12 protein-coding genes and 1 pseudogene are annotated in these 13021 nt (G+C 63.4%); 6 read left to right on the top strand and 7 right to left on the bottom strand.

Annotated features, from left to right (window positions below):
• The first annotated feature begins 70 nt into the window (after positions 1-70).
• The 3 genes and pseudogenes from P0D89_RS10515 to P0D89_RS10525 form a co-directional block, all read left to right on the top strand.
• On the top strand, positions 71-1576 hold the full coding sequence (locus P0D89_RS10515) for an ATPase domain-containing protein (RefSeq protein ID WP_408356338.1): 1506 nt from the start codon (positions 71-73) through the stop codon (positions 1574-1576).
• A gap of 6 nt (positions 1577-1582) precedes the next feature.
• A complete protein-coding gene (locus tag P0D89_RS10520; protein ID WP_408356336.1) occupies positions 1583-1939 on the top strand; it encodes a response regulator in 357 nt (118 codons plus the stop codon).
• Between the two features lie 285 nt (positions 1940-2224).
• Positions 2225-2548 (top strand): annotated as a pseudogene (locus P0D89_RS10525) (dicarboxylate transporter/tellurite-resistance protein TehA); the annotation flags it as partial.
• Positions 2549-2623: 75 nt separating this feature from the next.
• On the opposite strand, the gene P0D89_RS10530 reads toward P0D89_RS10525, so the two are convergent.
• Complete coding sequence (locus P0D89_RS10530; RefSeq protein WP_408356334.1) at positions 2624-3115, bottom strand: DUF4126 family protein; 492 nt, start codon at positions 3113-3115, stop codon at positions 2624-2626.
• Positions 3116-3402: 287 nt separating this feature from the next.
• On the bottom strand, positions 3403-4362 hold the full coding sequence (gene bla / locus P0D89_RS10535; RefSeq protein WP_408356332.1) for a class A beta-lactamase: 960 nt from the start codon (positions 4360-4362) through the stop codon (positions 3403-3405).
• A 99-nt stretch (positions 4363-4461) separates the two neighbouring features.
• On the opposite strand from bla, the gene P0D89_RS10540 reads away from it, so the two are divergent.
• Positions 4462-5340: a LysR family transcriptional regulator gene (locus P0D89_RS10540; protein ID WP_408356330.1), complete on the top strand. Its 879-nt coding sequence runs from the start codon at positions 4462-4464 to the stop codon at positions 5338-5340.
• On the opposite strand, the gene P0D89_RS10545 is transcribed toward P0D89_RS10540, so the two are convergent.
• Complete coding sequence (locus P0D89_RS10545) at positions 5337-5588, bottom strand: hypothetical protein (RefSeq protein ID WP_408356328.1); 252 nt, start codon at positions 5586-5588, stop codon at positions 5337-5339. The genes P0D89_RS10540 and P0D89_RS10545 overlap by 4 nt on opposite strands.
• 68 nt (positions 5589-5656) lie before the next feature.
• Entirely contained in the window at positions 5657-6160 is a 504-nt protein-coding gene (locus P0D89_RS10550) for a lecithin retinol acyltransferase family protein (protein WP_408376511.1), read from the bottom strand.
• A 473-nt stretch (positions 6161-6633) separates the two neighbouring features.
• Between P0D89_RS10550 and P0D89_RS10555 the strand changes: the two genes are divergently transcribed.
• Positions 6634-6921, top strand: coding sequence for a hypothetical protein (locus tag P0D89_RS10555; RefSeq protein ID WP_408356324.1), 288 nt, complete (start codon positions 6634-6636; stop codon positions 6919-6921).
• A gap of 5 nt (positions 6922-6926) precedes the next feature.
• Complete coding sequence (locus P0D89_RS10560) at positions 6927-7697, top strand: PP2C family protein-serine/threonine phosphatase (protein ID WP_408356322.1); 771 nt, start codon at positions 6927-6929, stop codon at positions 7695-7697.
• Positions 7698-7747: 50 nt separating this feature from the next.
• Here P0D89_RS10560 and P0D89_RS10565 read toward each other — a convergent pair whose 3' ends face one another.
• The 3 genes from P0D89_RS10565 to P0D89_RS10575 all read right to left on the bottom strand — a co-directional run bounded on the left by P0D89_RS10565 (position 7748) and on the right by P0D89_RS10575 (position 13009).
• Positions 7748-9103: a sigma-54 interaction domain-containing protein gene (locus P0D89_RS10565; RefSeq protein ID WP_408356320.1), complete on the bottom strand. Its 1356-nt coding sequence runs from the start codon at positions 9101-9103 to the stop codon at positions 7748-7750.
• A 2-nt stretch (positions 9104-9105) separates the two neighbouring features.
• A complete protein-coding gene (locus tag P0D89_RS10570; RefSeq protein ID WP_408356318.1) occupies positions 9106-12162 on the bottom strand; it encodes a peptidase domain-containing ABC transporter in 3057 nt (1018 codons plus the stop codon).
• Positions 12163-12256: 94 nt separating this feature from the next.
• Complete coding sequence (locus P0D89_RS10575) at positions 12257-13009, bottom strand: peptidylprolyl isomerase (RefSeq protein ID WP_408356316.1); 753 nt, start codon at positions 13007-13009, stop codon at positions 12257-12259.
• Positions 13010-13021: the final 12 nt, after the last annotated feature.

A 13021-nucleotide genomic window follows, 5' to 3' on the forward strand; every position in this document is an offset into this window, starting at 1 on the left:
TGTTAGTTTGAGCACCAGACGGTTCAAGCACGCGCCGTCGCTTCTCCGCACTTTGGATGACAGATTGACAATGACCACCCCCGCATCTCAGCCATCCTCCCGCTCTGGCGAGACCCGCTCCAGCGCGACCCGGGCCAACATGGAAACCGGCGTCCCCGGTTTCGACGAGATCCTGGGCGGCGGCCTGGTCCGTGGCGGCGTTTATCTGCTCGAGGGCATGGCCGGCGCCGGCAAGACGATCCTGTCGAGCCAGATCGGTTTTCATCGCGTAACCCAAGGTGAGAAGGTGCTGTACATGACCTTGATCGCCGAATCGCACGACAAGCTGCTGGGCCACCTCAAAGGCCTGAGCTTCTTCGACGAGACCGCCGTCGCGCAGCAAATGCTGTTCGTGTCCGGCTATCACGAACTGATGCAGGACGGTCTCGATGGCTTCCTCAAGCTGATCGCGTCGAGCATTTACGACTATCGGCCGAGCCTGATGATCATCGACGGCTTTCGCAGCGCGCGCGAGTTCAGCGAAACCGAGTTGTCGCTGTCGAAGTTCATTCATGAGTTGAACGCGCTGGTCGCCGCCATGGATTGCACCACCTTGCTGCTCGCGCCGCTCTCGGGCAACGAACCGCATCCCGAGCACACGCTGGTCGACGGTCTGATCGAACTGAACCGCTATAACGACGGCATGCGCCGCGCCCGCGAGATCGAAGTCCACAAGATGCGCGCGCGCAATCATCTGATGGGCAAGCATTTCTTCCGTATCGCCGAAAGCGGGCTGCTGATGTTCCCGCGGCTCGAAGCGCAATGCGCGGTGCCGCCGGGTCCGGTGGATCTGAAGACGCGCCTCGGTTTCGGCTTGCCTCATCTGGACAGTCTGCTCGGCGGCGGTTTCGCGCAAGGCTCCACGACCACGCTGATCGGACCGTCCGGGGTCGGCAAGACCTTGCTTTGCCTGCAGTTTCTCGCGGCCGGCGTGGCGCGCGGCGAACGCTGCGTGTACCTGGGCTTTTACGAAGGGCCGCAACGGCTGATCGGCAAAGCGGAGGCGGTGTCGATCGGGCTCACCGAAGCGCATCAGGACGGCCGCCTCGTCATTCAATGGCAGCCGGCGATCGAACTCGCGGTCGACGAACTCGCGGCCAGCGCGCTCGCCACGGTCAGGAAGATCGGCGCGTCGCGCATCGTGATCGATGGTGTGGAGGGGTTCCGCGATTCGGCATTGCGCACCGAGCGTTTCGGCCTGTTCCTGAACGCGATGCTGCATCAGTTGCGCGAAGCCTGCGTTACGACGCTCGTGACTGAAGAGCTACCGCTCTACGCCGACCCGGGTTACGCGAAGAGCGTGCGGGTCTCGGCGTTGACCGAGAACCTCGTGCTGCTGCGCTACGCCGAGACGGACACCGGTCTGCGGCGGATGATCTCCGTGGTCAAGCAGCGCGAGAGCGCGCACGACACGTCGCTGCGCGAACTGGTGATTTCGTCCGAGGGCCTCGACGTGATCGACGGCCCGCTGAATTCCGACGGCGCGCAGGCGGCGCCGGGGCTGTCGGCGACGCTGCAGCCGCGGCGAAACACGTAGCTGCCCATGAAAACCATTCTGGTCGTGGACGACGAGTTCGACATTCTCACAGTCTGGCGGCTGCTGCTGGAGCGGCACGGCTACGCGGTGATGACAGCGTCGAACGGGGCCGTCGCGCTTGAACAGATACGCACGCGCCGACCCGACATCATCGTGTCGGACTGCATGATGCCGGTCATGTCGGGATTTCAGTTGTGCGCCGCACTGAACGCCGATCCCGAGTTGCGCTCGATCCCGATCCTTCTGTGCAGCGCGGCCTCGGACATTCCGATGCAACCGAATCCCATCATCGCGTACGCGCGCAAACCGCTTTCATTCGACACGCTGCTCGCGATGCTCGAACGCATGTCGTCATCGGCATGACGAGCCGGCGGACGGAGGGCCTTGTTGACGCCCGACCGGCGCTCTGCGCCCAAGCGCGCCCTGGGGGCGCCTCGGCCGCACGGCGAGTCCGCGCGCACCTTCCGCCGATTTCTCCGCGACGAATTCACCCTCCCACCCAAACCCCACGAGCCCATTCACGTTGAGACGCTCGCGCCATTGATCGAGCTTTTGCAGCGTTCACCGCCGGGCCGCCGCCTTTTACAGTGAGTCATTGATCGCGCAAGGCCGGAACTTCGGAGCGCGACGCAACTTTCGGAGGTCGGTTTGCTGCCGTGGATTCGTCAGCAAGCGTTCGTGCCGGGGTACTGGGCCTTCAGCTTCGGCGTGGCCGCGCTGCCGACGATGGTTCTGCGCATGGTCGAACGAGGCGCGACCGGGCCGGTTGAACGGGCCGCGCCGGTTGTGTTCATCGCGGCGAACGTGATCATCGGCATTCTGGTGGTGAAGACGCTGGGCTTGCTTGCGCAAGGCAAGCTGCTTCCTGCCGCTGCGGCGGCGACGGCAACCGCTATTGCCACTGCTGCGCCCACGGCCACGCCCACGACCAGGCAAGCGCGTGCCGCTTCGCGTATCGCGGCGGCCAGCTGATCAGCTAGTCAGCAATTGCAACCCCCGCAGCGAGACGCCCCGTGCATCCCGCTGCATCGCAGTAACTTCGGGTCCTCAGAATCCGTGCAGCGACACCACGATCAACGCGGCCCCCACGACCGCCACCACGTCTTCGATCAACGCCGCCGGCGCATCCCGTCCAAAGGTTCGCGCCATCACGCTGCGCGCCTTCGCCCCACCCAGTGTGCCGAGCACCGCGCCCGCCGCGCCGACCACCGCGCCGAGCACGCCGACAATCGCGCCCCCCGCCAAACCGCCGTGCGCACCGCTGATCGCCGCACCGCTCACCGCGCCCAGCACGATGCGCGCGCCGAACTGCATCGGCACCTTGCGGCTGGGTGTTTCGGGAAGCTGGTCGGTAATCAGTTCGACGACCGCCAGCACGGTGAAGATGTACGGCGTGGCGGTAAAGCCGAGAAACGCGAGCGGCGTGCCTTGCAGCGGCAACCATCCGAGATGCGCCGCCCAGCTGACGGCGGCGGGAGCGGTCATCGCGCGAAGGCCGGCAATGATGCCGATTAGCAATGCGAGGACGTACACGGACATGGCGGACTCCGGATCGAGGGCAATGATGCACGGTTGGACAAGCCGACGGATTACCGGGACGAACGTCGGCAGAGCATGTCGAGCATTTCACCTGGACAGTCAACTTCTCACCGTATCCATCGAGGCGGTCCGCCAACGCCTGCGCAGCTGCCCCCTTTCGGTGTGACCCTAGTGTCGCACAATTCGACTGGTGAAACGCGGGCGAAAACCGCTGAACGCATCCGTTGCGGTTCCTCGGTTCCACTCATGCGCGCGGCCACGCGCGGGCGTCGCGCCGATGCAGACGCCTACGCTAAAGTTGACGTTGCAGCCACCACCAGCGCCCCAACGCTTGCAATCGCCGCGTTGCTGCGCGCCGCGTCGCCGTCCGCCCCGGTGAGATAGGCGGTCACGAGCACCGGGCCGCGTCCCGGCGGCCACAGAATCGCGATGTCGTTGGCGGTGCCGTGGTCGCCGGTGCCGGTTTTATCGCCGACACCCCAGTCCTGCGGCAGCTTCGCGCGCAGCCGCGCGCCGCCGGTCTCGTTGGCCGCGAGCCAGGCCAGCAACTGCGCCCGCGACGCCCGCGACAGATGCTCTCCCAGCGCCAGTTCGCGCAGATTGCCGAGCATCGCGTTGGGCGTGGTGGTGTCGCGCGGATCGCCGGGCGTCGCTTCGTTGAGCATCGGCTCGATGCGGTCCAGCCGTGTGATGCCGTCTCCGAGGCTGCGCGCGAACGCGGTCACCGCCGACGGACCGCCAAGGCTCGCGAGCAGCAGATTGGCCGCCGTGTTGTCGCTGAGCGTGAGCGCCGCCTTGCATAACTCCGCGATGCTCATGCCCGCGTCGCCGGTGAGTTCGCGAGTATGGGGGCGGGTGCCCGGCGAATTCGGCACAAGGTCGCGTTCGGAAAACACGACGCGCCGCTGCAAGTCCTCCTCGCCGCGATCCACGCGCGTCAGAACGGCGCCAGCCGCCAGCAGCTTGAAGGTGCTGCACATCGGAAAGCGCTCGTCCGACCGCAAGCCGGCGTGCAGGCTGGACGTCGTATCGACGATCGACACGCCCAGCCGCCCGCCGCTTTCCGCCTCGATCCGCGCGAGCCGCTCACGGATCGCGTCCGCGCGGGCCAGCTCGCCGCCGCGCTTCGAAGTACCCGCCGTGCCCGCCGCCTGCACCGATTTCCCCAACGCGCCGGTACTGCCAAGCGCAACCCCAGCTATCGAAACGCCGAGCATCCCACCCGCGAATTTCCGTCTCGTGATCATTGCCGCTCCCTTTGTGAAGCCGCAACTATCGGTTTTTCCCCCGCTGCTGGCAAACGATGATAAGTTAGCCGACTCACAAGAAAATCTTATGCCTTCGTCATGAGACCACATCTTCCGCTGAACGCATTGCGCGCGTTCGAATCGTCCGCGAGACATCTGAGCTTCACGCGCGCCGCCCTCGAACTGAACGTCACCCAAGCCGCTGTCAGCCAACAGGTCCGCACACTGGAGGAGCGGTTGGGCACCGCGCTCTTCAAGCGTCTGCCGCGCGGCCTCGCGATGACCGACGAAGGTCTCGCGCTGCGCCCGGTTCTGAGCGACGCGTTCGATCGTATCGAAGCCGTGCTCAAGCAATTCGAAGGCGGCCACTTTCACGAGGTGCTGACGATCGGCGTGGTCGGCACGTTCGCGGTGGGCTGGCTGATGCCGCGCCTCAAGTCGTTTCGCGACGCGCATCCGTTCGTCGAACTGCGGCTCCTGACCAACAACAACCTGGTCGATCTCGCCACTGAAGGTCTCGACTTCGCGATCCGCTTCGGCGACGGCACGTGGCCGGGTTTGCTCGCCACCCGGCTGCTCGACGCGCCGCTCGCGCTGCTGTGCACGCCGGAGATCGCCGCGCGTCTATCGACGCCCGACGACCTCGCCGGCGAAACTCTGCTGCGGTCCTATCGCGCCGACGACTGGATGAACTGGTTCCGCGCCGCCGGCATTCCACCGCGTCCGGTTCGCGGGCCGGTGTTCGATTCGTCGCGGCTGATGGTGGAAGCGGCGATGCAGGGCGCGGGTATCGCGCTTGCGCCCGCGCTGATGTTCGATCGCGAGATCAACACGGGGCGCCTCGTGCGCCCGTTCAATGTGGAGGTTCACGCCGGCAGTTACTGGCTGACCTGCCTGAAAGGCAAGCCGCTGACGCCGGCGATGCTGCTGTTCAGTCAATGGATCATCAAGGAAGCGGCACAGCACGCGCCCGACTAGCAAAGCGCGGTGCGGCGATGGCCGTTCATCGCGGGCCGCTCGGCTTGCGGCGGGAATACGTTCCACGAACCGTCGTCATGGCGAAAGAAGAAGATCGACAGCAGGCCGCCTGGCCGCAGCGCTTCAACGCAGACATAACGCTGATGCGAAGCGCGATGGCAAAACTCCACGACCCGCGCGGGCATCGACGGGGTGGGCGCGAGCCATTTGTCGACGGCCCAATGCAAACTCTTTTCGGTGGCAGCCATGATGCTCTCCTTGAATCCTTGATTACCTGAATCGCTGAAATCCGGTGTCGTTCGGCTCACGCCGGGGTTCACGCCAATTGCGCGGTACCGTGAGCGCCCTTCGCACCGCTTTCGACAAAAGCCTTCACCAGACACACCAGCGCAAGCACGCCGGCGCGCGGATGGCGCAAGCAGCAGTGCACCTGTTCGCTGCGGCTCTCGCCGAGCAGGCACCATGCGCAAAAGTGTTCGCAGTTGTTGGTCAAGAGGCGGTAGTTGTTTTCGCCGAGACGGGAGCGGGCGCGGCGCACGGCTTCTTCGCCGACATAACGCGCGCTCGGCGTCGAGCGGATCGACAGCGCATGGCCGGCGGCGAAGCGGGTCAACTCCACTTCCTCGACCGGGCCGCGATGCGCGGAACTCGCGAAGCCCGCGTAGTGGACCACGCGGCCATTGCCGACGTAGATGCCGTGGTGTTCGTAGCCGCGCCGTTGCGTGACGAGATGCGCGCCGATCGGCAGGTCGATGGTGGACGTCGCAGCCTCGTGTGAATCGCAGCCTTCGCTATTCGTCTTGAGAGGGTTGGTGTTCATGGCTCGCCTCGTTTCGATTTCCAACACTGTTGCGAGAGCTTTTGCATCAACCGGGCCATGTGTGGCAAAGCCTTTATCTACAAGGCTTTTGGGTCTGACGATGGGAGTTTGAACGAAGCGAGTGTCTGCCGTGAGCCGACAGAATTCGCGCTAATATGTTGGCGCATGACACTCATTGCGGCTCATGGCGGATCACGGCGAGCGCCGGTTGTCCGCGCAGAGAAGAGCGTCGAAAAGCCGCTCGAATGTGTTGGGTCGCACACCGTTCGGAGGCCCAGCTTGTTGGCTGCAAGCCGACCTATACGAGCGCGAGCGATCCGGCGTCGCGTGCCGCAAGCACGCAGAATCGCCAAGCAATCAATGCGTTAGGGCATACCCCGCTGTGGGGGCTGCACATTGGCATAGCACTTGCACCATAACGTGCGGATCCTTTTAAACCGCGTGTTGCCCCGCGCGGCCAACCGGAGAACGTCATGGCTTGCATCACAGTAAACGACCTCACGCTGAACCTCGCGCTCGACCGCAAAGCGATGGCGGCAATTCGCGGCGGCGGCGGCGCGCCCTGGGTATACGGCTGGATTCAGCCGTATGTGCGCGAAGCGCCGAGCATTGGACCTGTCGTCAACCTGTACGAGGTGTCCAACAACTTCTATGCTAACCAGATGATCAACCAGTTCCAGTCGGTCGATGTCCGCAACACCGGCGCGAACTCGAACATCAGTGTCTCTCCCGACGCCCGCAGTAGAAACGATACGGTGTAGCCGTTGTGACCTGTGCGAGCCAATTTCGCTGGACGTCGTCCGCGCGTTCCGACGCGGGACGCGTGCGTGAAATCAACGAAGACGCCTGCCTCGACCAGCCCGAGCCGGGACGCTGGGCCGTCGCCGACGGCATGGGCGGGCACGCGGTCGGCGATCTGGCGAGCCGTCTCGTGATCGACGCGTTGAGCCGGCTCGCGTCGCCGGTCAGCATGAAAACGCTGATCGCCGACGCGCGCGCGCGGCTGCAAACCGCGAACCGCCAACTGCGCGACGAAGCCGCGCGCCGCCAGGTACAGCGCATCGGCAGCACGGTCGTCGTGCTGCTTGCGTGCGACCGCTTCTGCGGCTATCTGTGGGCGGGCGACAGCCGCATCTATCTGTACCGCGAAGGACAGTTGCGGCAACTCACACGTGATCACAGCCAGGTGGAGCAGCTCAAATCGCTCGGGGTTCTTACCGATGAAGAGGCGCGGCATCATCCGGCGCAACACATGATCACGCGCGCGGTGGGCGCAACGGACAAGCTCGAACTCGACGACGACGCGATCGAAGTCGCCGACGGCGACGTCTTCCTGCTATGCAGCGACGGCCTGAGCAACGAGCTGAGCGACGACGAAATCGTGTCGGTGCTGACCTCGACGGAGCGCGCGAACGCGTGCGAGGAACTGGTCGAACTGGCGCTCGCGCGCGGCGGCCGCGACAACATCACCGCCGTGGTCGTGCAAGCGGAAGATCCGAATGCGTCTGACAAGACCTTGTTGAATCCGTCGCCTTGAAGCTGAGTGCGGGTTGAATCTGCTTCGGTACGGCCCAGGCTCAACGAGCCTCACACCTCGTCTTCCTCGTCATGCTTGTTCTCCTCGCCGCCGTTCCTGCTCGCGGCGGGCGCATTGCGATTGCGGAAGTCCTTCGAATGCAGGCCGTGCTTCTTCAGCAGCATCTGCAGATGCGAGCGGTTCATGTCGATACGCCGCGCGAGTTCGGCAACCGTGCCGCTCACTTCGCGAAGGCCGCGCTCCAGAAACGCTTTCTCGGCGTCGTCGCTGGCGGCGCGCTTCGCGTCGCTCAGCGACATCAGATTCGCGACGCTGATCGGCTGCTCGCCACTCGCGCCCGCTCCATTCGGCGCAGCCGCCGAACCCGGCGCCGCAGGCCGCATATCCTGCGGCAGATGATCGACGTCCGCCATGTCGCCCGCCAGACACGACACGCGATACATCACGTTGCGCAACTCGCGGATATTGCCCGGATATGCATAGTTCAGCAGAAAGTCCCTCAAACGCGGGGTCAGTCTGACGGGCCTGCGCTTTAACGTGCCGGCCGCTTCGTCGCCGAACCATGCGATCAGCAGTGGTATTTCATCGCGGCGCTCGCGCAACGGCGGCAGCGTCACGTGAATCACGCTCAACCGGTAGAACAGGTCCTCGCGAAACTTGCCCTCTTCGCTGAGCTGCCGCAGATTACGATTGGTCGCCGCGACAATCCGCGTGTCGACCGCGATCGTTTCGTCGGAGCCCACGCGTTGAATCTCGTGCGCCTCCAGCACCCGCAGCAGTTTCACCTGGCCCGCGAGCGGCAGCTCGCCGATCTCGTCGAGAAAGATCGTACCGGTATGCGCGCTTTCGAATTTCCCCTTCCGATCATTCGACGCCCCGGTGAACGCGCCCTTGCGATGCCCGAACAATTCCGACTCCAGCAGATTCTCCGGAATCGCGCCGCAATTCACGGAGATGAACGGCTTGTCCGCGCGCGAGCCGTTCGCGTGAATCACCTTCGCCATCAGCTCCTTGCCGGTGCCGCTTTCACCGTCGATCAACACGGGCAAGTCGGTCGGCGCCGCCTTCTCGGCGATTTCGAGCGACTCCAGCAAACGCGGATTGTCGCCGAACGTCCCCTCGAAAATGAAGCTGCGCTCGAGCAATGCCTTTCTGCGCGCGCCGCGCGACTGGTCGGGTGGCTCCTGCGCCTCGGCGGCCACGGCCGCTTGCACGAAGCGCTCCTTGTGCGAAAGCTGCATCACTTCGTCTCGCAACGAGGTGGCTTGCCTGAGCAGCTTGTCGATATCCGCGCGCTCCAGCCGCGACGACCAGCGCAACGTCGAACGCAAAATCTCGATGCGCTCGATCAAACCCGCATAGGAAATCGCGGGGCTGGCCTCTTCAATCTGGTCGAGTATCTTCATCGTCATGCACTCAACTGTTTCTGGACCAGTTGGTAATACATCCCGCCGCGCTGAATCAGTTCATCGTGACGGCCCTGTTCGACAATCGCCCCTTCGTACAGCACGAGAATCTTGTCCGCCCGCATGATCGTGCTGAGCCGATGCGCGATGATCACCGCTGTGCGGCCCTTCAGAATGTCATGCATGTTGCCGAGAATATTGCTTTCCGATTGCGAATCGAGCGCCGAGGTCGCTTCGTCGAAAACGAGCAGGCGCGGGTCGTGATACAGCGCGCGCGCAATGCACAGCCGCTGGATCTGTCCGCCCGACAAACCGATTCCGCGTTCGCCGACAATCTGTTCATAGCCGAGCGGCATCTTGCTGATGAACGCGTGCGCGTCGGCCATCTTCGCGACTTCCTCGATCCGGCGCCGGTCGGGCGAGTCGTCACCGCTCGCGATGTTCTCCGCGATCGTGCCGGAGAACAGCAGATTGCTCTGCATCACATAGCCGATCTGCGCACGGTAATATGCTTTATCGACCACGCCGAGATCGTAGCCGTCGATGCTCATCTTCCCTTCGGTCGGCGTGTAGAAGCCGACCAGCAGCTTCGCGAGCGTGGTCTTGCCCGAGCCGCTGCGCCCCACTATCGCCACCAGCTCGCCGGGCTTGATCTCGAAGCTGATGTTTTCGAGCACATAGGCCGAGTCGTTCTCGCCGTAACGGAAATAGACGCCGCTGAGGCTGATTTCGCCTTGCAGCTCCGGCAGCATCACGCGCGACGGCAAATCCTGCGGCCTCTGTTCGGGCTCGATATCGAGCACGTCGCCCAGGCGCTCCATCGCGACACCCGCATCGTTCAACATGCTCCACAAGCTGACGAGCCCCATCAGCGGACCCAGCACGCTGCCCATGAACGCGTTGAACGCGATCAGCTGGCCGATCGTCATTTCGCGCGCCAGCACCAGATTCGCGCCGACCCAGAGAATCGCAATCGTCGTCGCGGCATTCAGTAGCTGACTACCGAAGCTGACGAGAATGTTGAACGCATGCGCGCGATACTGCACTTCGAGCGCCTTCGCGTACTTCTTCTCCCAACGCAGGCGCACCGGCCGCTCGATGCCCATTCCCTTGATAGTCTCGACGCCCGCCAGCGCCTCCATCAGAAACGACTTCGATTCGGTCGCCGAGGTGAATACTTCGCGAGCGTAAGACTTGATCTTCGGCGTGGCCAGCACAGTCAGCCCCATGATCGGAATGACGAACGCGATCAACACCAGGGTCATCTTCACGTTGTAGACGAACATGATCGTGAAGTAGATGAACACCATCAGCAGGTTCAACGCGGTGGTGACGGTGGACTCGGTGAGGAACGCCCGGATCGTCTGGTTCTCCTGGAAGCGCGCAAAGATGTCGCCGGTCTTGCGCTTCGCGAAGAACGAGAACGGCAACGACATGGTGTGCTTGAAGAACTGCGACATCATCGCGAAGTCCATGTTGCGCACCATAAAGTTGGCGAGATACGCGCGGATCGTCGACATCAATTGCGAAAACACGTTGGCGATGATCAGCCCGCCTATCAGCAGATGCAGCAGGCTGACGTTCTGATGCACGATCACGCCGTCGAGAATGTTCTGGATGATGAGCGGCGGAATCACCCCTAACACCTGAATCACGAAGGTCGCGAGAAACAGATGGCCTAGTATCTTTTTGTACGGCTTCAGGTAGCCGACAAAGCGGATCCACGGCGAGCGCGCCGCCGACATCTGCAACAGATGCGGGCCGCCGGTAAACAACAGGCACGTGCCGCTCCAGCCGCGCTCGAAGTCCTCGACGGCCAACTTCCTGAAACCGAGCGCCGGGTCCGCCACCCACACATAGTCCTTCGAGACCCCGTACACCACGACGTAGTGATAGCCCTCCCAATGCACGATGAACGGCAGGTCGAAGCCGCGCAGCGAATCGAACGTGCATTGCACACCGCGCGCCGTGAAGCCGAGCGATTCGCCAGCTCGCGCAAGACTGTCGAGCGTTGCGCCCTGGGTCGTGACGTTGGCGAGTTCGCGCAATTTGCCGAGCGTCATCGGGATACTGTAGTGGCGGCATATCATCGCGAGACACGCGGCGCCGCAATCCATCTCTTCCGCTTGCTCAACCAGCGCGAAGCGCTTGATGACTTTCTCGCCTAACTCGGGCTTGCTCTGCAAGTCGAGCATCAGCGGCAACTTGCGGCGCTGTTCGAGCCGCTTTTGCCGCTGCAATTCGCGGTCGCCGTAACGGATGCGCTCGTCGAGCACTTCGCGCAGCTTCGGATTGCGCTCGAGAATGAAATGAACCGTGCGCTCCGGAATCACCAGGAGCCGCGTATCGGTCGTCGCCACGACTGACGCCATCTGCTCCTGACGCATCAAGCACGCTTTCTCGCCGAAGATCTCGCCTTCACCGAGCGTCGCAAGCGTGTAGTCGTGGCCGTCCTCGTGCCGGACGATGCGCACTTCGCCTTGCCGCACCACATAGAGTCGCCGGTCGTCGCGTCCGTCCTGCTTGAGAATCTCCTTGCCCTCGGCGACCCGCTTCACGCCGACGCTGCGTACATACTCTTCCAGCTCCGCCTTGTTCAGCTTGCCGCGCAGATCGAACAACTGCGCGACGAAGCCGCCAGCCGAACTGATCGCCACATAGCTCGCGACGAACGCCAACGCGGCCTGGTTGCCGGCCATCACCGGCTCGATCGCGGCGCGCGGGATGAACAGCAACTCGGTTTTCGCCGACGCCCGCACCGACGCTTCGTGAACATACGTGCGCAACATCGCGATGTCGGCGAAGATCTCTCCCGACTTGCGCACACCCATGCTGGTTTCCTTGCCGTGCTCCTCCGTAAAGATGCGCACCGAGCCCGTGCGCACCACGTAAAGACCGTCGGCCACCTCGCCCGCGGAGCAGACCGTTTCGCCGAACGAATAGAAGCGGGCTTGCGCGTAGTCGGCAAGACGCTCGATCTCATCGCGCGAGAACGGCGAGAGAATTTCGACCGAGGCGAGAAACTCGGCGGCGGAAGGCGCGGTCTGGGGTGCGTCCATGTGCTTGCGGACCTCGGGTCGGCTGAATTCGTTGCGTTCGGTCTGGTGGCGCGTTCGCCTTAGCTTTCGCTATGAGGCGATCGGCGCAGACCGCCTAGCGCGCTTCGATCACATGCTCCTGCGCGCGCGCGATCAGCCAGCCTTCGCGCAGGAGCCGTCTGACTTCGGAGGCCACGTCCGCGTCGAGCGTCGCCGGATACTTGGCCGTCACCGCGAAAATCTCGAAACACGAGCGATCCGCCGACGGAAACGGCCCGAGCAGATCACCCACCGCCGCATTGAAAATCTTCGCTTCGATGTCCGGCTTCAACGAACCGCGCAGCACCTTGCCGATCACGCCACCCGCTTCGCGCGTATCCGCGATCGAATGCTCGCGCGCCATGTCCGCGAAACTGTCAGGATCGTCGCGCAGATACGAAATCATTTCCTTCGCCTTGCCCTCGCTGTCGAGCACGATATGGCTCACCTCGATCGAGTCGAACTTCGGCGAATTCAGCGCGAAATAATCGCGGATCGCGGCTTCGTTGCCGACCTGGTCGAGCATCTTCTCCTGATACAAACCATCGGTGATGAAGGCCTCGAACTCGTCGAGACTCACGTGCAGCACGTCGAGGTACTGGTTCATATCGGTCGCGCGATGCAGGCCGCGCACGCGGCGGAACTGATCGGCGCGCTGCTGGATCTCGTCGGCGCTCACCGTAATGCCCTGCTTCTTCGCCGCGTGCACCGTGAGCTTGTCGCGCACGATCTGCTCGATCAGGCTTTCGAACTGGCCGGTCAGCTTCAGAAGACGAATGAACTCGGACACGTCCACGACTTCATCATCGATACGCACTATCGCGGTCATTTCATTCGCTCC

This window comes from Paraburkholderia sp. RL18-085-BIA-A, assembly GCF_046027075.1.
In the GTDB taxonomy this organism is placed as follows: domain Bacteria; phylum Pseudomonadota; class Gammaproteobacteria; order Burkholderiales; family Burkholderiaceae; genus Paraburkholderia.